General features: G+C 40.1%; 15 protein-coding genes, 2 pseudogenes and 1 riboswitch. Of the genes and pseudogenes, 13 read left to right on the top strand and 4 right to left on the bottom strand.

The features are described from left to right. Positions 1-57 precede the first annotated feature (57 nt). A complete protein-coding gene (locus STYK_RS08850) occupies positions 58-903 on the top strand; it encodes an undecaprenyl-diphosphate phosphatase (RefSeq protein WP_000280785.1) in 846 nt (281 codons plus the stop codon). 34 nt (positions 904-937) lie between these two features. Here the strand turns inward: STYK_RS08850 and dinB are convergent, their stop codons facing one another. Further along, positions 938-1,999, bottom strand: a complete 1,062-nt coding sequence (gene dinB, locus STYK_RS08845; protein WP_261804916.1) for a DNA polymerase IV — start codon at positions 1,997-1,999, stop codon at positions 938-940. Positions 2,000-2,236: 237 nt separating this feature from the next. Between dinB and pflB the strand changes: the two genes are divergently transcribed. Further along, entirely contained in the window at positions 2,237-4,552 is a 2,316-nt protein-coding gene (gene pflB / locus STYK_RS08840) for a formate C-acetyltransferase (protein WP_096408339.1), read from the top strand. Positions 4,553-4,803: 251 nt separating this feature from the next. Here the strand turns inward: pflB and STYK_RS08835 are convergent, their stop codons facing one another. Further along, entirely contained in the window at positions 4,804-9,189 is a 4,386-nt protein-coding gene (locus STYK_RS08835; RefSeq protein ID WP_261804915.1) for a G5 domain-containing protein, read from the bottom strand. 411 nt (positions 9,190-9,600) lie between these two features. On the opposite strand from STYK_RS08835, the pseudogene STYK_RS08830 reads away from it, so the two are divergent. Both STYK_RS08830 and STYK_RS08825 read left to right on the top strand, forming a co-directional pair. Continuing rightward, positions 9,601-12,814, top strand: a pseudogene (locus STYK_RS08830) (Spy0128 family protein). Between the two features lie 451 nt (positions 12,815-13,265). Beyond that, positions 13,266-14,378, top strand: a pseudogene (locus STYK_RS08825) (AAA family ATPase); the annotation flags it as partial. 27 nt (positions 14,379-14,405) lie between these two features. Here the strand turns inward: STYK_RS08825 and STYK_RS08820 are convergent. Further along, positions 14,406-15,845: a TrkH family potassium uptake protein gene (locus tag STYK_RS08820; protein ID WP_261804914.1), complete on the bottom strand. Its 1,440-nt coding sequence runs from the start codon at positions 15,843-15,845 to the stop codon at positions 14,406-14,408. 3 nt (positions 15,846-15,848) lie between these two features. After that, on the bottom strand, positions 15,849-17,198 hold the full coding sequence (gene trkA / locus STYK_RS08815) for a Trk system potassium transporter TrkA (protein WP_084950052.1): 1,350 nt from the start codon (positions 17,196-17,198) through the stop codon (positions 15,849-15,851). A 188-nt stretch (positions 17,199-17,386) separates the two neighbouring features. Here trkA and STYK_RS08810 point away from each other — a divergent pair, with 188 nt between their 5' ends. The 9 genes from STYK_RS08810 (at position 17,387) to STYK_RS08770 (ending at position 24,704) form a co-directional block, all read left to right on the top strand. Continuing rightward, positions 17,387-18,235, top strand: a complete 849-nt coding sequence (locus STYK_RS08810) for an SAM hydrolase/SAM-dependent halogenase family protein (protein WP_001063590.1) — start codon at positions 17,387-17,389, stop codon at positions 18,233-18,235. Between the two features lie 15 nt (positions 18,236-18,250). After that, the gene (locus STYK_RS08805) at positions 18,251-18,796 is read left to right on the top strand and encodes an ECF-type riboflavin transporter substrate-binding protein (RefSeq protein WP_033689391.1); all 546 of its coding nucleotides are present in this window, start codon (positions 18,251-18,253) and stop codon (positions 18,794-18,796) included. Positions 18,797-18,964: 168 nt separating this feature from the next. Next, entirely contained in the window at positions 18,965-20,647 is a 1,683-nt protein-coding gene (locus STYK_RS08800; protein WP_261804913.1) for an ABC transporter ATP-binding protein, read from the top strand. Next, positions 20,632-21,462 carry an energy-coupling factor transporter transmembrane component T family protein gene (locus STYK_RS08795; protein WP_261084061.1) on the top strand — a complete coding sequence of 277 codons (831 nt, stop codon included), beginning with the start codon at positions 20,632-20,634 and terminating at the stop codon, positions 21,460-21,462. The genes STYK_RS08800 and STYK_RS08795 overlap by 16 nt, the downstream gene beginning before the upstream one ends. 192 nt (positions 21,463-21,654) lie before the next feature. After that, the gene (locus STYK_RS08790) at positions 21,655-22,158 is read left to right on the top strand and encodes a tRNA (cytidine(34)-2'-O)-methyltransferase (protein ID WP_261804912.1); all 504 of its coding nucleotides are present in this window, start codon (positions 21,655-21,657) and stop codon (positions 22,156-22,158) included. A gap of 59 nt (positions 22,159-22,217) precedes the next feature. Then, positions 22,218-22,436, top strand: a riboswitch (FMN riboswitch). A 163-nt stretch (positions 22,437-22,599) separates the two neighbouring features. Next, entirely contained in the window at positions 22,600-23,163 is a 564-nt protein-coding gene (locus STYK_RS08785; RefSeq protein ID WP_000185834.1) for an ECF transporter S component, read from the top strand. Continuing rightward, positions 23,153-23,803, top strand: a complete 651-nt coding sequence (locus STYK_RS08780) for a phosphatase PAP2 family protein (RefSeq protein ID WP_261804911.1) — start codon at positions 23,153-23,155, stop codon at positions 23,801-23,803. Before STYK_RS08785 ends, STYK_RS08780 begins: the two co-directional genes overlap by 11 nt. Positions 23,804-23,830: 27 nt before the next feature. After that, complete coding sequence (locus tag STYK_RS08775) at positions 23,831-24,250, top strand: chromosome partitioning protein ParB (RefSeq protein ID WP_000867300.1); 420 nt, start codon at positions 23,831-23,833, stop codon at positions 24,248-24,250. Between the two features lie 4 nt (positions 24,251-24,254). Beyond that, positions 24,255-24,704 carry a GNAT family N-acetyltransferase gene (locus tag STYK_RS08770; RefSeq protein ID WP_025171450.1) on the top strand — a complete coding sequence of 150 codons (450 nt, stop codon included), beginning with the start codon at positions 24,255-24,257 and terminating at the stop codon, positions 24,702-24,704. Positions 24,705-24,876: the final 172 nt, after the last annotated feature.

The following is a 24,876-nucleotide window of genomic DNA, read 5'->3' as shown; positions in this document are numbered from 1 at the left end:
GAACTGCCATATACTGAAAAAGTATGCTATAATGGAAGATAGAAAAAGGAGTAATCTATGTATCTTATTGAAATTTTAAAATCTATCTTCTTCGGGATTGTTGAAGGAATTACGGAATGGTTGCCGATTTCAAGTACAGGTCACTTGATTTTAGCAGAGGAATTTATCCAATACCAAAATCAAAATGAAGTCTTTATGTCCATGTTTAATGTCGTGATTCAGCTTGGTGCGATTTTGGCGGTTATGGTGATTTACTTTAATAAGCTCAATCCCTTTAAACCGGGTAAAGACAAGCAGGAAGTTCGTAAGACTTGGAGACTGTGGTTGAAGGTCTTGGTTGCCACTTTGCCTTTACTTGCCGTCTTTAAATTTGATGATTGGTTTGATACTCACTTCCATAATATGGTTTCAGTTGCTCTCATGTTGATTATCTATGGGATTGCCTTTATCTATTTGGAAAAGCGCAATAAAGCGCGTGCTATAGAGCCAAGTGTGACAGAGTTGGACAAGCTTCCTTATACGACAGCTTTCTATATCGGACTCTTCCAAGTTCTTGCCCTTTTACCAGGGACAAGCCGTTCTGGAGCAACGATTGTCGGTGGTTTGTTGAATGGAACTAGTCGTTCTGTTGTGACAGAATTTACCTTCTATCTTGGAATTCCTGTTATGTTTGGAGCCAGTGCCTTAAAGATTTTTAAATTTATAAAAGCAGGACAGCTCTTGAGTTTTGGGCAATTGTTTTTGCTCTTGGTCGCTATGGGAGTAGCTTTTGCAGTTAGCATGGTGGCTATTCGCTTCTTGACAAGCTATGTAAAAAAACACGACTTTACCCTTTTTGGTAAATACCGTATCGTACTCGGTAGTGTCTTGTTGCTCTATAGTTTTGTGCGTTTATTTGTATAAGAAAAACCTTGAAGGGTTCAGACTCTTCAAGGTTTTAAAATCCAGTCAGGGTAATCCCCAGCAGGCGGACGCCTTTTTCTTTCTCGTCCAACTCTTCATAGAGTTGCAGGGCTATTTGGCTGATCTGACTAGCATCCTGCGTTTTTTGATCCAGACTTTTTCGTTTAGTCAGAGTTGAAAAGTCTTCGTAGCGGATTTTCAGAATGACAATTTTTCCAGCTTTTTCTTGTTGACTGAGATTGAGAGCGACTCTTTCTGATAGGAGAGTCAGCTCTTTTTTGATGTCTTCCTCAGCACGGAGAATCTTCCCATAGGTTTTCTCCTTCCCGATTGATTTACGGATACGATTGGATTTGACGGGGGAATTGTGAATGCCACGAGCCTTTCGATAAAGGTCATAGCCCAGTCTGCCAAAGCGGTCTATTAGGGTCACCTCAGGAACTTCAAGTAGATCAGCGCCAGTAAAAATCCCCATTTGATGAAGACGTTCTACTGTCTTCTTTCCTACTCCATGAAACTTGGAAATATCCATTTGTTTGAGAAAGCTCTCAGCTTGCTCAGGTAGAATCACTGTCAGACCATGTGGTTTTTGATAATCACTGGCCATTTTAGCTAAGAATTTGTTATAAGAAACGCCAGCAGAAGCAGTTAGATGGAGTTCTTGCCAGATATCCTCTTGAATGAGGCGAGCGATTTTGACCGCTGACTTGATACCGAGTTTATTCTCTGTCACATCCAAATAGGCTTCGTCAATACTCATAGGTTCAATCAAATCTGTATAGCGCTTAAAAATAGTTCGAATTTGGAGTCCCACAGATTTGTATTTCTCATAATTCCCTGAGATAAAGACAGCCTGGGGGCAGCGCTCATAAGCTTCCTTAGAGCTCATGGCTGAATGGACACCAAAAGCTCGCGCCTCATAGCTACAGGTAGAAACGACTCCCCGCCCACCTGTTTGCCGAGGGTCGTTTCCGATAATGACAGGTTTTCCTCTGAGCTTAGGATTATCCCTGATTTCTACCGCAGCAAAAAAGGCATCCATGTCAATATGGATGATTTTTCTTGACAAATCATTTAATAAGGGAAAAATCAACATGCCTAGCACCTTTTTACTGCTTATTTTCTTTTATTATACCTTTTTTTCTGAAAAAAAGAAAAAAGGACTTTATTTTTTCAAAAATATAATACAGTTTAGGGAAAAATATAGACTGTTTTAGAAAAGAAAGTGTAAAAATAGGGTTTTTCCACTTGTTGAAATCGGTTACTGTGTGGTATACTTGTCTCATGAATGTAACAGATGGCTGTTACTAGAAAGATAAATGAGGACATTAACATGGTTGTTAAGACAGTTGTTGAAGCACAAGACATTTTTGATAAAGCTTGGGAAGGCTTCAAAGGCGTAGATTGGAAAGAAAAAGCAAGCGTTTCTCGCTTCGTTCAAGCTAACTACACACCTTATGATGGTGATGAAAGCTTCCTTGCTGGACCAACAGAACGTTCACTTCACATCAAAAAGATTGTAGAAGAAACTAAGGCTCACTACGAAGAAACTCGTTTCCCAATGGACACTCGTCCAACATCTATTGCTGATATTCCTGCTGGATTTATCGACAAAGAAAACGAAGTTATCTTCGGTATCCAAAACGATGAACTCTTCAAATTGAACTTCATGCCAAGAGGTGGTATCCGTATGGCTGAAACTACTTTGAAAGAAAATGGATACGAACCAGATCCAGCTGTTCACGAAATCTTCACTAAATATGTAACAACAGTTAACGACGGTATCTTCCGTGCCTACACTTCAAACATCCGTCGTGCTCGCCACGCTCACACTGTAACGGGACTTCCAGATGCATACTCACGTGGACGTATCATCGGTGTTTACGCACGTCTTGCTCTTTATGGTGCAGACTACTTGATGCAAGAAAAAGTAAACGATTGGAACTCAATCGAAGAAATCGATGAAGAAACAATCCGTCTTCGTGAAGAAATCAACCTTCAATACCAAGCATTGCAACAAGTTGTTCGCTTGGGTGACCTTTACGGGGTTGATGTTCGCAAACCAGCGATGAACGTGAAAGAAGCAATCCAATGGGTTAATATCGCTTTCATGGCTGTCTGCCGTGTGATTAATGGTGCCGCTACATCTCTAGGTCGTGTGCCAATCGTATTGGACATCTTTGCAGAACGTGACCTTGCTCGTGGTACATTTACTGAATCAGAAATCCAAGAGTTCGTTGATGATTTCGTTATGAAACTTCGTACAGTTAAATTTGCTCGTACAAAAGCTTATGACCAATTGTACTCAGGTGACCCAACCTTCATCACAACTTCTATGGCTGGTATGGGTAACGACGGTCGTCACCGTGTTACTAAGATGGACTACCGTTTCTTGAACACTCTTGACAACATCGGTAACTCACCAGAACCAAACTTGACAGTTCTTTGGACTGACAAATTGCCTTACAACTTCCGTCGCTACTGTATGCACATGAGCCACAAACACTCTTCTATCCAATACGAAGGTGTAACAACAATGGCTAAAGACGGATACGGTGAAATGAGCTGTATCTCATGTTGTGTATCTCCACTTGACCCAGAAAATGAAGATCAACGCCATAACATCCAGTACTTCGGTGCTCGTGTAAACGTTCTTAAAGCCCTTCTTACTGGTTTGAACGGTGGTTACGACGATGTTCACAAAGACTACAAAGTATTTGACATCGATCCTATCCGTGACGAAGTTCTTGAATTCGAATCAGTTAAAGCCAACTTCGAAAAATCTCTTGACTGGTTGACTGACACTTACGTAGATGCTTTGAACATCATCCACTACATGACTGATAAGTACAACTACGAAGCTGTTCAAATGGCCTTCTTGCCAACTAAACAACGTGCTAACATGGGATTCGGTATCTGTGGATTTGCTAACACAGTTGATACATTGTCAGCTATTAAGTACGCTACAGTTAAACCAATCCGTGACGAAAATGGCTACATCTACGATTATGAAACAATCGGTGAATACCCACGTTGGGGTGAAGATGACCCACGTTCAAACGAATTGGCAGAATGGTTGATCGAAGCTTACACAACTCGTCTACGTAGCCACAAGCTATACAAAGACGCTGAAGCTACAGTATCACTCTTGACTATCACATCTAACGTTGCTTACTCTAAACAAACTGGTAACTCACCAGTCCACAAAGGTGTATACCTCAACGAAGATGGTTCTGTGAACTTGTCTAAACTTGAATTCTTCTCACCAGGTGCTAACCCATCTAACAAAGCTAAAGGTGGATGGTTGCAAAACTTGAACTCACTTGCTAGCCTTGACTTTGGTTACGCAGCTGACGGTATTTCATTGACAACTCAAGTTTCACCTCGTGCTCTTGGTAAGACTCGTGACGAACAAGTGGATAACTTGGTAACAATCCTTGATGGTTACTTCGAAAACGGTGGACAACACGTTAACTTGAACGTTATGGACTTGAACGATGTTTACGAAAAAATCATGTCAGGTGAAGACGTTATCGTACGTATCTCTGGATACTGTGTAAACACTAAATACCTCACTCCAGAACAAAAAACTGAATTGACACAACGTGTCTTCCACGAAGTTCTTTCAATGGATGATGCATTGCTCTAAGATAGTATAAAAAAAACTAGCCATAGGGCTAGTTTTTTTTGTTACTGAGGTTTTGATAATTTTAAAACAAGGAATATTATAGTTTTTATTCTCAGAGAGAAGAGACAAATTACTTCTATATAAAGTATGGCTTTTTCTGCCTTACTGCTGGTGTCATAGAATTGACTAAAAAGGATTGAATTCTACAAAATATAGACTTCAATCCTTTTTTTAAATATACTATCTAGCTTGAAGAGTAAATGACATATACTTTAGTCGTTATCTTCTTTACGTTTGAATAGTGTAAGACCTAAGGCTGCAAATAGAGCTAACGCACCAGTTACTGCTACAGAGTGATTGTTTTCTGTTCCTGTATTTGGTAATACTTTGGAATTATCAACAGTAGATTGTCCAGTATTTGCATGGTTTTGTTGACTATCTTGACTTAATTTGTCAGTATTATTTGGAGTAGTAGCAGCTGTTCCTACTCTTACAATTTCATCAGTAGGTGTAATTGTAACTGTAGAAGAGAGAATGTTGCTAGAAATAATCTGTCCTTTATCATCAAAAACTTCTTCGATAATGATTGTACGAAGACCAGCTTTTCCTGGGGCTACAATCATTTTTGTTCCATTGGCTAATGTATCATCATAAATAGATTGAATACCATAAGGGATAGAAAGTTCAATAGTTCTCTGAACTGTTCGATTGAGTGGTTTTGTTCCCACAAGTACGATCTGTTTAACAGGTTCGGTTTGTTCGTCAGAGATAACACGAGACGAGATCACAGTATTGTTTCGGTTGTCAATAGTATCTTCATGAACAATAGTTCTAGTACCTTTAACACCAGGGGTTTGAATCTCTTCTTCACCAACAAATAGCTTGTCAGAAGGAACTTTAACGATCTCAAAATCAATATCCTGTTTCTCAGTTCTTTGAGCAGTTCTAGTAAGTGGTTTTGTTCCCACAAGTACGACTTGCTTAATAGGTTTAGTAGTGATACTATCAGAAACTTGTTCTCTTGAAATTAGATCATTTGTATCATTATCACGGGTTTCTCGATAAGAAACAGTACGGATTCCTTTGACACCAGGAGTTTTGATGACAGTATCACCGACTAGAATAGTATCATCGTTTACATATTCTGTTTCGAAATCGACATCAAACTGATCAAATGCTCCAATAGCTTTGGAAGTTCGTGTACCTACATGGACAACACGATTTTGCGGTGCCGTAGTTACATTTTCATCAGTAAATGTATACTGCGTATCGTTCTTCAAACCAATTGGAAGGTTTTCGTAGCGATAAGTCATCTCAGTTGTTTGAGTTTGTTTTTTAGTATCAGTGTAACTATAAGTTTTAGTGGCTGTCATAATTTTGCCATCTGTCGTTGTATAGTCTGCTCGAAGCAATCCCGGAATGCGATCATTATCAGTCGCTTCCCGAATATTTGTTGTCTCGTAGTAATTTCTGAGACCGTAGTTCATGATATTGGTTCCACTTGTTTTCTCATAAGCAGAGTTATCAACGCTAGTTGCATAGGTATTTACAATTTTCTTCCCAGTTACCCCAGGAGTTTTTTCAATACTTGTTCCAGCAGCGATGGTCTTGTCATTAACGTAGATTGTTTCATATGGAACAGTCTCTTCTGAACTATTGACTAAGCTAGGAGAACTTGTTGAAAAACGGCTGACTCCCATATTGAATTGAGCGTTATTCTTTTCCTTGTTTGGAGTGAGGCGTTCGGTTGTAGGCTTATAGATCGCATTGCCAAGTGGATCGGTTTTTGTATCGGTAGTAGAAACTGTAATTTCTGAGTCAGAAGTGAAGGTATTATTTTCAGTATATCGGACGAGATTGTTCGTTTCTAATACACGAATTGGTAAATCGACATTGTTAGCATAACTAATATTAGAAATTTTAATATCATTACCAATAAAAGCTAGAGGTTGAGTTCGACTCAGTGTATTTGGGAGGTTACTTGGAGTACGAGTTGTATTAATACCAAATCCTAATCCTGGTTGCACTAAAGTTCCGTTATTTCCGTTTAAGCTAATTAATGGTGTTTGTGTTGCAGCATTTTTAGCTAAAGATTGTGTGATTTCCCCAAAGTCAAGATTATTGTCTTTAAAAAGAACGCCCTCCGCATTTGTTGTAATAGAAATAATAGGCATTGTCTTTTGTTTTCCGATGATGCCAGGTCTAGTACTCATGAAAGTTTTTTTGACTTTAATGTCATTGTTTTGGAAAACAACAGATCCGCGGAACTTATCTTGGTTAGCTCGAATATTTTTATCTGCGACATTAAAATTACTAGTCGATTCAGCGATTGTAATAGCAGATAAATCTTTATTTGGATCACCGTAAAGTTCTTCAAGCTCGACTTTATTATTACTAATGTTGATAGAACCAGAACCATATCCCAATCCGTTTGCAAATTTACTTGTGTCAGATAATGTAGCTGTTCCCCTAATATTGTCATTAGAAGAGTTAATCATTTTGATCAAATCGTTGGCTGAGTGTCCTGTGATTTGGTTGTTTTTAATATTAAGTACATAGTTTAGGTAAGGTTCTTGCATACGAACAAGAATAGCATTTGTATTGTAGTCTTGGTTTGTAGCGGTTCTACCTGATGAATCCAAATCTTGAATGCGGTTATTACTAATTTCAAAATAACCTACCGATCCGTCTGCACTCAAGTCCTGAGATTTTTCATTCGTTTGCAAATGAATCGCTTCATACTGGAGATAGTCGTGACCGTGTGTGAATGTCCCATCCAATTTCAAGTCATCTCGTACTAGACGATTCGTTTTATCTTGTGTGACAACGTTGTTTCGAATGACAACATTTTCCATTTTAAAGTTTCGATTGTAGACAGAGATACCTAACAAGCGATCTCCGTATGAAACGTTATTTTCGATTAAAATTCGGTCACCGTCGTGAATATCTAACCCTTTACGGTAGTTGTAGGTACTCGTATTGTTTCGGAAAACAATTCCATTATTGTAGGATCCAGCCTCTGAAGCGAAACCATAACCTGTACTTCCGTTTAATTTGTGTCCATTTTCAGAAGTGGTTGTTCCTTCAGTAAGAATATTGGTTTGGTAAGAGAATTGAACTCCAGCCACTCGGTTATTGTGAGTATTACTGTTTAATACTTTATTGTTTTCACCTAAGTTTAGACTACTGAAAGTATAACCAGGAGCTTTTCCAGCAATCAAATTACTCACAGAGCGAGGGCGACCCCAACCAGGTAGAGAAATATTTGAAACACTATTATGAGTGGAACCAAAACGAATTCCAGCTTTGTTAGCTCCACTTGCTTCAACACCTTCAACAGTTACATTATCAGAGTCATTGACGAAGACGCCGTCGACTTTTCCATAGTAAGGCATTCCTTTGACGTAGAAGCCATCGTGTTGTTCTCCAAAAGCTTCTTTTAAGTTTTGGATAGAAACAGATAAATCTTTCACAAGGAATCCATTTTGATTTTCAACTAGCAAAACAGCATGGTCGCGATTGTCAGTATCATTCTCGTTGCTATCCCAAGGGTTTCCTAGCTGAACTAAATTTGTTTTTAATACGGTTGTTCCCGGCCCATCCCCAAAGAGACCAGTTACATTTGAATGCTCAGAACCGATTTTAATTTGATTAAAGGAGCCATTCTCGCTCTTGCGATAGATAGGCAGTGCTATTCCTGTAAGGTTTTGTCCGTTAGAACTAACATAACGAACAAGTCCATCCGAGTCTACACGAAGATTTTCGTATTCTTCTTTTGTAACATGCGAAAGATTCTGGACCCCATCGATTCGTCCTTTTTGTATAGGCATTGGGACACCTGAACCGTATGTTAAAATCTTATAGTGATCGATTTCACCTTTATCACGAGCCACATTGACAATTCCAGAAAGTTTAACGGCGACACCAGTATGTTGTGTGCCATCTGGATCAGCCATTACGATTTCATTTGCAGCTTTTAGTGCTTTATTAACAGCGAGAGTATCATCTTGGTTATCAGCTACATTCAAGCCAAAATCAGTAGCATTGACATAGTACCATTTGTTTTTATGATCATAGTGAACATCATACTCAACGCCTTCAACAGTTGGTTTTGAAACAACGGTTCTTACATCTTCTGTGATGGCATCCTGAATTTTTTTTGATTGGTTTTCTTTTGGTATTTCAGGAATGGCTTTTGCTTTGATTGCTTCCTCATCAGCTTTTACTTCTGGTTTTAGAGCAGGTTCGATAGATTCAGCAGGGACAGTAGATACAGATTCTGTAGATTGACTTTTATTTGCTTCTACAGGGGTGGATGCGCTTACACTTCGAAAACCACTTCTTCCTGTTTGTTTATTATCTTCAGGCTTTGTAGGAGTTTCAACTACAGTATTAGCACTATCAGATATATTGGAAGAAGGGGTAGAGGGTTGATTTGGCGCTAAACTGGCATCTGTATCATTCACAGTAGGCCTTGGAGTTTCACCCGCTTCATTGGATTTTTCAATCGTTGAAGATGATACTGTAGTGGATTTTAAAACATCTGAGGTCTCTCCTCCGACCTCATTAGCAGCTACGTTATTGACTAATAAGGCTGAAGTGACAATTCCAATTGAAACAGCAACCCAGTGCTTCTTAACTTTTCGCAATTTTTTCATAAAATTACAATTCCCTTTAAAAAAATATTCTATATTTGACCTACAACTATACCTGTATCAATAATGAATTTATGTAATAATCCGTAGAAAATAACCATAATAACATATACAAATATAATGTAGACAATCTATTTTAACAAATCAAGTAGTTTGAGTCAAGAAATCAAACTAGAAAATTAAAATTATTTTTTAACACAAATTATTTTATTCGTAAAATAGTTAAAATTGATTTTCTTTTACTTGACAGAGTGGCACGTATCATGCTAGAATGTAGGTGGTTATTTATGTTTAATATTTAAAGTGTTTGGAGGGCTTTAACTAGTAAATATCAAATAATCTGTGATTTCTTCTTCATTTCTCAGGAGAGGGATTAAGAACATTGAAAACAAAATATAGAAAAGAGGGGAAAACATGGCAAAAAGCAAAATGCTGAAATTGCTTTCAAAACTTTCAGCTGCAGCTCTTTCTGTCTTGACATTTACATCTGTTTCGACAAATACTGTTAAAGCTGATGACCCGACGCCAAAGGAATTAACGCAAGTTATTACAGGTGTTGAGTTGTTGGATGCTTCAGATACGAAACAGAATGTAACATCTGAGGGAGATTATGCAGTTCGTACAGGGAATGCCTACAAGCTTCGTGTAACGTTTGATCTCAAACAATACAATGAAAACTTGAACAATGGTGATTATTTCACTTTCGACATTCCAGCACCAATGACAGTCTACAACGGCACTCAACAGTTGGTTGACCCAGCTACGCAAGTAACGATTGGGGAAGCAGTTGTAACATCAAGTGGTAATGACAAGGGTGGTAAAGCAAAAATTACCTTGAAAAACTTGGACAAGTACCTAGCTGCAACTGGTGGAGATAAAGTTAAGGATGTATCTGGTAACTTTGCGGCATCATTCCGATTCCTAAAAGACCAGACTAAGACACCAATTAGCTTTAATTCTTCTTCTATGAAGCAAGAGGTAACTCAGACATATACCTCTAAGACAATCTCAGGTCCTAAAGTTGGTACTGAAAACTATGCGAAAGCTGGTGGACAAGCTTCTCGTGAAAGCTGGAACTCTCCAAAACTAGCAGCGATCGGATCAGTGAGCTCAGGTAATGAGATGTCAAACTGGCGTGTACGTGTGAACACAGAAAAACAAGATTTTGGACAAAACATTGTGCTTCATGACACAATTCCAAATGATGATACATCCTACACACCAGCTCAATACATTCCAGAAAGCTTGAAGATTTACAAGGCTGATATTACAGGCGGTACTTCTGCTGTTCCTCCAGGAGCAGAACTCATGGTAGAAGGCACTGACTATACAGTTGCTTGGAACTCAAACTATACATCATTTGATGTTACGCTTAAGGATGGAACAGCATCTTACTTCGTTACATATTAGTACTACCACTCCAAATGATGGTACGAAAGTAGCAAATATCGTAGCTTTGTCTCTTGCAGACGGAACAAAACTTGCACAAAATACAAGTCGCCCAGGTGCGCTTAGCATGAAAGCGGAAGCAACTTCCTTGATTTCAGGAACTATCGTGGCTTCTACAGCTTACCAAATTAAGATTAATAAGACAGATGCCTTCACTCTTTCACCTGTTCAAGGAGCAGTTTATACTGTAACTGCAGCAGATGATGCGAGCGAAACAACAGAAGTGACTACGAATGAAAAAGGAGTAGCACTGACTAAAACTTATGATCAGAAATGGGAAGGTAAAACTTTCAAGATTAAAGAGAAGACAGCTCCAGCTGGCTATAAGCTAGATGAGAAAGAGTATACAGTTAAACTCGGAGCAGCCGGTTCTACTATTAATCTTAAAGATGAACCAGTTCCAGCTGTATTCAATGTGACTGCTAAGAAAGTGGTAGAAGGTCGTACAGATAAACTTCCAAAAGCGGATGAGTTTACCTTTAACCTATATACAGCAGAGAACTTGAAGACTCCAGTAGCCACAGTGAAATCAAAAGCTGATGGAACGATTACCTTCGAGAACATTGAAGTAAAAGGTGCGGGAACTTATCGCTACATCATCAAAGAAGATACTTCAGCAGCAATCAATGGTATCACTTTTGATGAAGAAGGTAAGGAAGTTACTGTAACTGCAGCATTCCAAGGTGGAGTATTGAAAGCTTCTATTACTTCAGCAGAACCAACTTTCACTAACACTTATAAAGCAGCTTCAACAAGCGCGACAATCAAAGCTAAGAAAGTCTTGAATGGTAAAGAGCTTGTGGCTGATGCTTATACTTTCGAATTGAAAGAAAAAGATGCAGTTGTAGCAGAAGCTAAGAACGCTGCTTCAGGCGAAGTTGTCTTCAACGTCAACTACACAGAAGCAGGCGAGCACACTTACACTATTACTGAGAAATCAGGAACAGAAGCAGGTGTGACATACTCAACTGAATCTTACACAGTTAAAGTAACTGTAGCAGATAACGGTCAAGGTCAATTGGTTGCGACTGTAGAAAATGCGGAAGCAGAACGTGTCTTCACTAACACTTATAAAGCAGCTTCAACAAGCGCGACAATCAAAGCTAAGAAAGTCTTGAATGGTAAAGAGCTTGCGGCTGATGCTTATACTTTCGAATTGAAAGAAAAAGATGCAGTTGTAGCAGAAGCTAAGAACGCTGCTTCAGGCGAAGTTGTCTTCAACGTCAACTACACAGAAGCAGGAGAGCACACTTACACTATTACTGAGAAATCAGGAACAGAAGCAGGTGTGACATACTCAACAGAATCTCACACAGTTAAAGTGACTGTAGTAGATAACGGTCAAGGTCAATTGGTTGCGACTGTAGAAAATGCGGAAGCAGAACGTGTCTTCACTAACACTTATAAAGCAGCTTCAACAAGCGCGACAATCAAAGCTAAGAAAGTCTTGAATGGTAAAGAGCTTGTGGCTGATGCTTATACTTTCGAATTGAAAGAAAAAGATGCAGTTGTAGCAGAAGCTAAGAACGCTGCTTCAGGCGAAGTTGTCTTCAACGTCAACTACACAGAAGCAGGCGAGCACACTTACACTATTACTGAGAAATCAGGAACAGAAGCAGGTGTGACATACTCAACTGAATCTTACACAGTTAAAGTAACTGTAGCAGATAACGGTCAAGGTCAATTGGTTGCGACTGTAGAAAATGCAGATGCAGAACGTGTCTTCAAAAACATCTACACGCCAGATCCAGCACCAACGCCAGATCCAGCACCAACGCCAGATCCAGCACCAACGCCAGATCCAGCGCCAACGCCAGATCCAGCGCCAACGCCAGATCCAAAACCAACGCCAGATCCAAAACCAACGCCAGATCCAAAACCAACGCCAGATCCAAAACCAACGCCAGATCCAAAACCAACGCCAGATCCAGCACCAACGCCAGATCCAAAACCAACGCCAGATCCAGCACCAACGCCAGATCCAGCACCAACGCCAGATCCAGCGCCAACGCCAGATCCAGCGCCAACGCCAGATACACAACCAACACCTCCAGTAACTGAGGAAAAAGGTCAAGCTGAACTTCCAAACACAGGTGAAGCAACATCTATCTTCTCAGTAATTGGATTTGTAGTATTGGCATTGAGTGGATTGGTATTCTTCGTAAAACGTAAAGCTTAAGCTTTTGTAGAAGAAACATGAAACTTGGTAAGTGAGAATATTTCTTCTCTCTTAAACTTTATAGAGAAAGTCTCTAGAAAATTCGTTTTCTAGGGGCTTTTTTGTACTTCAAAAAATTTTTTTAAAAATAGTCAAATTTGGTCAAAAAACTATTGACTTTTACTGACCAATGTGATATAGTAGGAGCATAAGGAAAATGAATTCCTTAGAAAACTTCATTTTCAATGATTCTATTTCTTGAAAATGTACGATAGATACCCTAGAAAGGGGTGAGGCCTATGTTAAATCTAACAGATTTTGAAAAGAAGATGATAAAAGGCTTATTTAAGAAAGAAAAACCAGAAATTATACGTAGGGTAGCTAGTTAGCTAGTCTAAAATTTTTAAAACAAAGGTCAAAGATAGTCAATATCAGAGATCGCATATAATTAAGAATAAACGAGGTAAAGAATATGAACAACAACTTTAATAACTTTAACAACATGGATGATTTATTTAACCAATTGATGGGTGGTATGCGAGGATACAGTTCTGAAAACCGTCGCTACTTGATTAATGGACGAGAAGTGACACCTGAGGAATTTGCTCACTATCGTGCAACTGGTCAATTGCCAGGAAATGCAGAAGTTGATGGACAAATGCAACAACAGGCTTCAGGTATGAAACAAGACGGTGTCCTTGCTAAACTAGGTCGTAACTTGACAGCAGAAGCTCGCGAGGGCAAGTTGGATCCTGTTATCGGACGAAACAAGGAAATTCAAGAAACATCTGAAATCCTCTCACGTCGTACTAAAAATAATCCTGTTCTAGTCGGAGATGCAGGTGTTGGTAAGACAGCCGTTGTCGAAGGTCTAGCACAAGCGATTGTGAATGGAGATGTTCCGGCTGCCATTAAGAACAAGGAAATTATTTCTATTGATATCTCAGGTCTTGAGGCTGGTACTCAATACCGTGGTAGCTTTGAAGAAAACGTTCAAAATCTAGTCAATGAAGTGAAAGAAGCAGGAAATATTATCCTCTTCTTTGATGAAATTCACCAAATCCTCGGTGCTGGTAGTACTGGTGGAGACAGTGGATCTAAAGGTCTTGCGGATATTCTCAAACCAGCTCTCTCTCGAGGTGAGTTGACAGTGATTGGGGCAACGACTCAAGACGAATACCGTAACACCATCTTGAAAAATGCAGCTCTTGCTCGTCGTTTCAACGAAGTGAAGGTCAATGCTCCTTCAGCAGAGGATACCTTTAAAATCCTTCAAGGAATTCGTGACCTCTATCAACAACACCACAATGTTATCTTGCCAGACGAAGTCTTGAAAGCAGCAGTGGATTATTCGATTCAATACATTCCACAACGCAGCTTGCCAGATAAGGCTATCGACCTTGTCGATGTAACGGCAGCTCACTTGGCAGCTCAACATCCTGTAACAGATGTGCATGCTGTTGAACGGGAAATTGAGGCAGAAAAAGACAAGCAAGAAAAAGCAGTTGAGGCAGAAGATTTTGAAGCAGCTCTCAATGCTAAAACACGTATTGCAGAATTAGAGAAAAAAGTCGAAAACCACACTTTGCAAGAAACAAGGTGTGGTTGTATTTTATCTCTTAGACCAAGTTCTCTTCATAAAGAGAAGTAGGATTGGGTATATCTCCAATCGGCCTGCAATCATTGCAAAGGAGAGGAGAATTTTTGAGATAGGACTAAAGATTGAGAAACTAGATGTCGTTCCTAGAATAGGACCGATATTATTGAAGCAGCTAAAGACAGCACTGGTAACGACTAGGAAATCATTGCTATCTAGGCTGACAATAAAGATAAGCGCTAGCAAAATCATAGCATAGATGACAAAGTACTTGAGAATTTTATGCTGGGTATCCTTGTCAATCACCGTTTTATTCACATGGAGGGTCAAAACACGGTGGGGCGATAGGATTGACAAAATTTGATTTTTGGCAATTTTTGAAAGGATAAGGCCTCGAATAACCTTGAGTCCACCTGCAGTTGAACCAGCAGAACCACCGATTGCCATGAGGAAGAGGAGGATAAACTGGGAGAAGAGGGGCCAGTTGGTAATATCTCCGTAACCAAAACCAGTTGTTGTAATGATGTTGGAAACCTGGAAGAAGGCCATTTCAAAGCTCTTTGAAAACTCTGGGTAGAGGTAGAGGGTGTTGAGGCTAATCAAGCCTGTAGAAAGCAGTACAATGACCAAGTAAGCTCGAAGTTCTTCATCTCCAAAGAAGGCTTTGACACGACGGAGCATAAGGTAGTAGTAGAGATTGAAATTTACCCCAAAAACCAAAACTCCGATACTAACCAGATAGGTAATCAGTGAGCTACCATAGTGGGCAATTCCGTCGTTATAGACGGTAAAGCCTCCTGTACCTGCTGTTCCCATGGCAATGACAAAACTATCAAATAGGGGCATACCAGCTAAATAATAGATGATGACAAAGAGGGAAAAGAGAGCTAGATAAAGAAGATAGAGAATCTGGGCAGTATTTTTGAGTTTGGATACAACCTTGCCAAAAACAGGGCCAGGAACCTCAGCCTTCATCACTTCTAGGTGACTATTTTTGGCATTGTCCATAATAGCAAGTGCAAAAACAAGCACTCCCATCCCTCCAATCAAGTGGGTAAAACTTCGCCAGAAGAGGAGGGAACGACTGAGAACCGAAACGTCGTTCAGAATAGTTGCCCCAGTAGTTGTAAAGCCAGAACTGATTTCAAAAAAGGCATCAATAACGCTGGGAATTTGCCCAGTAAAAACAAAGGGGAGACCGCCAAAGAAAGACCAAAGGATCCAACAGAGGGCCACAATCAAGATTCCCTCCTTGGCATAAATCCGTTGATTTTTTGGCTTTTGTAAAATTCCTGAACCGCCTAGTAATACGAGAATCCCAATCGTTGTAAAGAGGGCTGTAAAGACTTGGCTCGATTCACGGTAATAGATAGCAACAGACACAGGAACCAAGAGGAGAATAGCTTCAATCAAAAGTAACTTTGAAAGGAGGTAACGAATCATACTTTTATTCATTTCTTACCTCGCAATTAAGTCATAAATCTTGGTGATGTTTGGCAACAAGGTTGTTACTAGGAGCTTGTCTCCGACTTCCAACATATCCTCCCCAGTTGGGAAAATAGTCTTGCCCTTTCGAATGATGGCTGCAATAAGAACCCCTTTTTTCAGTTTCAGTTGAGAAAGAGGTTTGGCAGTCATTTTATTGGCTTCCTTGATATGGAATTGCAGGGTTTCGATTTGGCCATTGGCTAGATGGTGCATGGCTTGAAGGTCTGAATACTGGGCATTAACACGACCACGAATAAAATGCATAATCGTATCTACAGCGATACTTTTAGGTGTGATGATACTTGAAAAATCAGGCGCATTGATAATCTCGAGGAGACTGGTACGATTGACCTTGGTAATATTTTTCTGCACACCTACGCTGTCAAGGAACATAGAAGTAATCAGATTTTCCTCATCGACTCCTGTTAGAGTCGCAACGGCATCATAGTTTTGAGCACTTTCTTCCAGCAGGATATCTTTTGCGGTCCCATCTCCTTGAACGATGTAAAGATTTGGGAATTTCTCGCTAAAGAAGCTGGCGATCTCAGGATTGATTTCAATAACCTTGGTATCGATACGACTGTCTTTGAGAATACCTAGTAGATAATAGGCAATTCTACCTGCTCCAACAATAAGAAGGCTCTTCACGGCACGTGATTTAAAATAATTATGGAAGAGCATCATATCAACACGGTTACCAGTGACAAAGATTCTATCTTTATCCTGTATGGTCATGTCACCACTTGGGATGATAATTTGATGATCTCTTTCTATCGCGCAGACAATGACATTGCCAAATTTTTTCCGAAAATCAGAAATGGGCATTTGGCAAAGACCGCTGGAGGATTTAACAGTGAATTCCATGAGGCTAACGCGTCCACCAAAGAAACGTTCGACAGAGAGGGCGTTGGGGAAGTCAATGATATTCGCGATAGCGCGGGCAGCCAAGAGCTCAGGGTTAACGATAAGAGAAAAACCGAGAATATTCTTTTCCTTGAAATAAGAGTTAGAATATTCAGGGTTCCGCACCCGAACGATGGTCTCTTTAGCTCCCATTTTTTTGGCTAGAACGGCTGCAATCATGTTCACTTCATCGTATTCAGTCAGGGCGATAAAGATATCACAATCCTGGACACTGGCTTGCTCAAGGATGGTAAAATCGGCCCCGTTACCAAGGATACCCATGATATCAAAGCGATTGACAATATGATTGAGAACAGCTTCGTCTTGCTCAATCAGCAAAACATCATGCTTTTCTGCAACCAAGGAGCGACAGAGGGCAGAACCAACTTTTCCCCCTCCGACAAGGATAATTTTCATAATAAAACCTACTTCTTCATTATGTAACTATCATACCTTTTTTCAAGAAAAAATGCACCTACTAGCTAATCACCAGAGTTTTTAGTAGGAAATTTGCTATAAGGTAAAACTATACCCTAACCAATTGAAATAGCTATTAGCGACTTTCTCTGAAATATGGTATGATAAAGGATATATAAGGAGATAAAATGAATAATAATTTACTGGTATTACAATCAGACTTTGGTCTGGTTGATGGTGCGGTATCGGCTATGATTGGAGTGGCTTTAGAAGAATCTCCAACCTTAAAAATTCATCACTTGACGCACGATATTACGCCTTATAATATTTTTGAGGGAAGTTACCGTCTCTTTCAGACTGTGGATTACTGGCCTGAGGGAACGACATTTGTATCGGTGGTCGATCCAGGTGTCGGCTCGAAACGTAAGAGTGTGGTTGCCAAGACTGCAAAAAATCAATACATTGTCACGCCAGATAATGGGACTCTTTCTTTTATCAAGAAACACGTTGGTATTGTAGCCATTCGTGAAATTTCTGAGGTAGCTAATAGGCGTCAAAACACAGAGCATTCTTATACCTTCCACGGTCGTGATGTTTATGCTTATACTGGTGCTAAATTAGCCAGTGGTCACATTAGTTTTGAGGAAGTGGGGCCAGAGCTCAGTGTGGATCAGATTGTAGAGCTTCCAGTCGTAGAGACAATCATAGAAGATCATCTGGTGAAGGGAGCTATTGATATTCTGGATGTGCGTTTTGGTTCGCTTTGGACCTCTATCACGCGAGAAGAATTTTACAAGCTGGAACCAGCATTCGGTGACCGTTTTGAAGTGACTATCTATCACGCTGATATGCTGGTCTATCAAAATCAGGTTGTTTATGGCAAATCATTTGCAGATGTGAGAATTGGGCAACCCATCCTTTACATCAACTCTCTCTATCGTTTAGGTCTGGCTATCAACCAAGGTTCCTTTGCCAAGGCCTATAATGTGGGTGTCGGTTCATCTTGGACCATTGAAATAAAGAAAATAGAATCATAAAATAGGAGAATATAGATGAAAAATCAATCAATTAAACAAGTTGTTGCTATCGGTGTTGGAGCTGCGCTCTTTGTTGTCATCGGGATGATCAGTATTCCAACGCCTGTTCCAAATACAAGCATCCAGCTTCAGTATGCGGTACAGAGCCTCTTGTCTATTATTTTTGGCCCTCTAGTGGGACTACTTGTTGGTTTAATTGGGCATGCAGTGAAGGACTCTCTTGCTGGCTACGGTCTATGGTGGACTTGGATTATTGCTAGTGGTCTCTTTGGTCTAGCTGTAGGTCTCTTTAGAAAATACATTCGAGTAACACAGGGTGTTTTTGAGTTGAAGGATATTGTCTTCTTTAACCTCATTCAGATTGTTGCAAATGCTCTTGTTTGGGGTGTCTTGGCACCACTTGGAGATGTTGTGATTTATCAAGAAGCGGCAGAAAAAGTATTTGCCCAAGGGATTGTTGCGGGAATTGCAAATGCTGTAACTGTAGCTATCGCAGGTACCCTTCTCTTGCTAGCTTATTCACGTACGCAGACTCGTTCAGGAAGTTTGAAAAAGGATTAACATAAGAGAAAAGGCTGGACAACCAGTCTTTTTCGATGTTTATTGATTAGTTAGGCAAGCAAGCTATGATAGGACTCTTTTTGACGCTAAGATTTTACGAGAAGAGACTGCAAGAAGGGCTTGATTTATGATAAAATAGAAGTCTAAGAAGCGAATGAAGAGAGTAAGATGAAAGAAGCTATAATTGAGTGGAAGGATTTCTCTTTCCAGTATGAAACACAACAAGAACCGACCTTGCAAGGAGTAGACTTAACCATTTACAAGGGAGAGAAAGTCTTAATTGTTGGGCCATCTGGGTCAGGTAAGTCGACCTTGGGTCAATGTTTGAATGGGATTATTCCCAATATTTACAAGGGTCAGACATCTGGAGAATTTTTGATCAGGGGGCAAGCAGCATTTGATATGAGCATCTACGATAAATCTCATCTGGTCAGTACAGTTTTGCAGGATACAGATGGGCAGTTTATCGGCTTGTCCGTGGCAGAGGACTTGGCTTTTGCGCTAGAAAATGATGTAACAAGTCTAGAAGAGATGAAAAGTCGTGTTCATAAATGGGCTGAAAAGCTGGACCTTCTTTCTTTACTGTCTCAGCGTCCTCAGGATTTGTCAGGTGGACAAAAGCAGCGGGTCAGTCTGGCTGGTGTCTTGATTGATGAGAGTCCGATTCTTTTGTTTGATGAGCCACTTGCCAATCTGGATCCCAAGTCAGGTCAGGATATTATCGAATTGATTGATCAGATTCATAAGGAGGAGGGGACGACGACTCTTATTATCGAGCACCGTTTGGAGGATGTTCTGCATCGCCCTGTCGATCGGATTGTCTTGATAAATGATGGTCGTATCCTCTTTAATGGGAGCCCTGATCAGTTACTGGCGACTGATTTATTGACACAAAATGGAATCCGGGAACCCCTTTATCTCACCACTCTCCGTCAATTGGGTGTGGATTTAGTCAATGAAGAACAGTTAGCAAATCTAGATAACTTGTCTACCTCAAAAGGCCAGATTCAGTTGCGGACGGAACTGGTAAAAGAACCCCCAGAATTGCAGTCACTCTTTAGACTAGAGGACGTGTCGTTTTCTTATGATGATAGACCGATTTTAAAATCCATTCATTTAGATATTAAAAAGGGTGAAAAGATTGCCATTGTCGGGAAAAATGGAGCAGGGAAGTCAACTCTAGCCAAGGCTTTGAGTAGTTTTATTCAGACTGAAGGTCGCTATCTTTGGGAAGGGCAGGATATAAAAGGAGATTCTGTTGCAGAACGGGCGGAACGAGTAGGCTATGTGTTGCAAAATCCTAATCAAATGATTTCGACCAACATGATTTTTGATGAGGTGGCTCTGGGACTTCGTTTGCGAGGTGTGGACGAGCAGGAAATTGAAACGAGAGTCTATGAAACCTTGAGAATTTGTGGTCTCTATGAATTCCGTAATTGGCCCATTTCTGCCCTGTCATTTGGTCAGAAAAAACGTGTCACTATTGCATCGATTTTGGTCTTGGGGGCTGAAATTATCCTCTTAGATGAACCGACAGCAGGTCAAGACCAGAAGAATTATACTGAGATTATGGAATTTCTCGAAGAGTTGCATCAAAAAGGTCATACCATTGTCATGATTACGCATGATATGCAATTGATGCTGGATTATTCAGACCGAGCTCTTGTCATGGTGGATGGGGAATTGATTGCTGATACTGATCCGGCTAGTCTGTTAAGCAATCCTGAGCTGTTAGTAAAAGCCAACCTAAAGGAAACTTCTATCTTCAACTTGGCTAAGAAACTCGACGTGGATCCACTTGCTTTAACGGCATTTTACACAGAAAGGAGAGAAGGATGCAAGCTAAATTAATTGGTTACCAGCATAGAGATACTGTGATTCATCGCTTGTCAGGAGCTGGTAAACTCCTCTTTTTCATCCTTGTATCATTGGCGGCCATGATTAGCTATGATACCAGACTGCTTGTTCTGATTGCCATCTTTTCGGTATTTCTCCTCTATTTGTCAGAAATCCGTTTTAAAGATGTTTCCTTTGTAGCAGTTTTTGCGACGATATTTGCCGTTTTAAACGTTTTGATGGTCTATCTCTTTTCTCCCGAGTATGGGGTTGGACTTTACGGAGAGAGAAGTGTGATTTGGCAGGGAATCGGTGCCTACACTCTGACCAGTCAAGAGCTCTTTTATCTGCTAAATCTGGCCATTAAGTACCTTTGCACCATTCCTCTGGCTATTATCTTTTTGATGACAACCCATCCTAGTCAGTTTGCTTCCAGTTTAAATCAAATTGGTGTGCCTTACAAGATTGCCTATTCAGTCAGCCTGACTTTGCGCTATATTCCAGATTTGCAGGAAGAATTCTTTACTATCAAGATGTCTCAGGAGGCGCGTGGGATGGAATTATCCAAGAAAGCTTCTCTTATGCAACGAATCAAAGGCAATCTGCGCATTATCACTCCCTTGATTTTTAGCTCGCTAGAACGCATTGATACCATCGCGACTGCCATGGAGCTTCGACGCTTTGGGAAAGAGAAAAAACGCACTTGGTATAGTTATCAGACCTTGAAAAAAGGAGACTATCTTACCTTGCTCTTGGCAGCCTTGTTTTTAGTAGCTAGTTTGTTACTTATCTTGCAGAATCAGGGACGATTTTACAACCCTTGGAAATAGCTTGAAAAAATCAAAAAAATCAAGTCGTTTCTATTGACAATGATTCTGAAAGTGTTATACTAAGAAAGTAGTTTCGCTGATTTACTTCAAACCTGTTGTGAGGTAAGTTAACGATGCCTTAACCACGCTGTTTGCTGAGCTTGACTCCGGGCAGTGTGGCTATTTTTTTGCAATGGTGAAAGGAAGCAAGTCATGACAAATCACATTGTATTATTTGAGCCTCGAATTCCACAAAATACAGGCAATATCGCGCGTACTTGCGCTGCGACCAATTCTCCCCTCCACATCATCAAGCCAATGGGCTTTCCTATTGACGACCGCAAGATGAAGCGAGCTGGATTGGATTATTGGGATAAACTAGAGATTTATTTTTACGAGAGTTTGGAGGATTTCATGTCTCAGATGAAGGGCAAACTCTATCTGATTTCTAAATTCGCTGAGAAAGTGTATTCTGAGGTGGATTTATCGACTGACGAAGACCATTATTTTCTTTTTGGACGTGAAGACAAGGGCTTGCCGGAGGACTTTATGCGAGAACATCCTGAGAAAGCTCTCCGTATTCCTATGAATGATGAACATGTCCGCAGTCTCAATGTGTCTAATACCGTCTGCATGATTGTCTATGAGGCTCTCCGCCAGCAGAACTTTGCAGGTCTTGAGCTTGTTCATACCTATGAAGTGGATAAATTGAAATAAAAAATGAAAATGAAAATGAACAAAATGCTTGCGCTTGCAAGCGTTTTTTGTTATGATAAAAGAGTCTTCAGGGCAGGGTGAAATTCCCGACCGGCGGTAAATTTGACTAGCTATTTTAGCTTTCTCGTCGTTGTCTTGTCTCGATATACTTTAAGTATTATCTTCGACTGCGACGCCTAGATAAATCTAAAATATCTTAGTTAAATAAGTCCGCGAGCGCAAGCTGATGTGGTGAGATTCCACAACCGACAGTATAGTCTGGATGGGAGAAGACGAAAGAATAGCTTTGTCTGTTCTGATAGATTTATAGCTAAACTGTAACCGCTTGCTTGAATTTCCTTAATAGAGTGAGAGGGGACTTTTGGGATATAAAAAGTGAGAATAGATAGAGGAATCCTTTCTAACTTCTTCTGATTTTATAGAAAATTGGAGGAACCTGTTATGACAAACACACGTCGACTTTCGACCATTGCGATTTTATCAGCCATCTCATTTGTGCTGATGTACTTTGACTTTCCGCTTTTACCAGCGGCGTCCTTCCTCAAGATCGAATTTAGTATCTTGCCAGTCCTTGTGGGCTTAGTGGTCATGGATTTGCCTGCTGCTCTAGGAGTTCTCTTGCTTCGCTCACTCTTGAAACTGCTTCTTAACAGTCAGGGAGTGAATACTTACATTGGTTTGCCAATGAATATCGTAGCTTTGGGAGTTTTTGTCATCGTATTTGCTTTGATTTGGAAAAAGGAACGGACAACCCTTCGTTTCCTACTAGGCTCTCTAGCTGGGACTATTGGTTTAACCGTGGCTATGTTGGTTCTCAATTATGTTTATGCTGTTCCTTTGTACGCTAAGTTTGCTAACTTTGATATTGGAAAAATTTTGGGACTTTCCAACTACCTAATGACCATGGTATTACCTTTTAACTTGATTGAGGGTGTAATCTTTTCCGTTTCATTCTGGTTGTTGTATGTTCTCTTGAAACCAACCTTAAAACATTATGAGAGATAAACAAACATTTTTAATGAAGGGCAGTTTTGCCCTTTTACTTTTCGTTATTCTTGGCTACATGGTCAAATTTTACCCTGAAACGCTGGTCGGTTTTGACCAACCGATACAGACTGCCGTTCGAGGAGACTTGCCAGATTACTTGACTATTCTTTTTAGGGCCATCACACGCTTGATTGATATTCCAGTGATTATCACTTGGGTTGTCATTACAGCTTTTGTCTTTTATCGTAAGCGGTGGAAGGTAGAAAGTTTCTTCATGCTGGGAAATCTGGCTTTGACAGGTCTTTTAATCGTGACCTTTAAAAATATTTACCAGCGCCCACGACCAGCTATTTTACACTTGGTTGAGGAGAAGGGATTTTCCTTTCCAAGTGGCCATTCTCTGGCTGTAACCTTGATGGTCGGTTCTCTGATTATCATTCTCAGTCAACGGATGAAAAATCCAGTCTGGAGAAAAATCGTACAAATCGTCCTTGGTCTCTACCTAGTCAGTGTGCTGGTATCAAGGGTCTATCTGGGAGTTCACTATCCATCAGATGTCCTTGCCAGTCTCTGTGTGGGCTTGGGAGTCCTGTTTATCGAGTTTCCCTTCTATGACAAGCTCCGATTCCAATGGCGATTTAAAGGCAAGCAGAAGTGAGTATCAAATTCCTTTGAGGAGAAAGAAATGAAAGTCAATATAGCAGATCTTCATCCGACTCAACTATACTTATCAGAAAAGAAGTTGCAAGATATTCAGATGCTTTACCAGTCGGCAGAAACAATCCAAGTCGATCCAATCAGTATTCTTGCCTTTGGAAATTGCTTGTTGATTACAGATGGACATCACAGGGCTTATCAGGCTTTATTGGCAGGTCGGGATACGATTTCTGCTGAGTGGGATAGAGATGGTGGTGATGAACTATATCATCTCTATGCGCAAGCTTGTGAGGAAAGAATGATTTACTCTGTTCTGGATTTAAAAAATCATATCTTAGCTCAAGATGAGTATGAAGCAAAATGGTATAACTGGTGTGATGGTTTTAATCAAGCAGCAACTATTTTGTGGAAAAGGAAAGCAGATGAAACGGATTTTACAAATAGATAATGCACTGCGTCTTGTTCCTTATTATAAGGTCAATCATTGTGAAGAAGCTTTTGCTTGGTATCAGGATGTGAACTTAGTTCACCTCGTAGATGGTGTGAAGAAACCTTATAGTCAAGAAACTTTGGAAGCTATGTATTCCCATTTGGATCAGCATGGTGAACTTTTTTGGATTGAAGTCAAGGAGAAGGGAGAATGGTTTCCAATTGGGGATGTTACACTATCTCAGGATAATCTCCCCATTGTGATTGGGAATTCCGCTTACCAACATCGAGGACTTGGAAAAAAGATTCTAAGTGCTTTGATTGAATTGGCTCGAGTAAAAGGATGGAAAGAATTGAGAGTCAAGGAAATCTACACCTACAATCATGCTTCTAGGAGGTGTTTCAAGTCGCTTGGATTTGTGGAAAATGGAGCAACAGAAAAAGGAATGAGTTTTGTATTGAAATTAATCTAATCTAACTTGTTTTTTAACTCAAAATCTGATAAACTATGTAGTAATTGAATAGAAATCTGCAAGACTAGTAACTCAAGGGAAGTATATCAGGGAGGAGAGCCGTGACTGCAAGCTCTCTATATGAAAGCTGGGTGAATTCACTTGTGCATGGATTTAGAAATGAAGGTCTGAC

The sequence above is a fragment of the Streptococcus toyakuensis genome (assembly GCF_024346585.1).
Classification (GTDB): domain Bacteria; phylum Bacillota; class Bacilli; order Lactobacillales; family Streptococcaceae; genus Streptococcus; species Streptococcus toyakuensis.
This window is presented reverse-complemented; position numbering and strand designations above follow the sequence as displayed.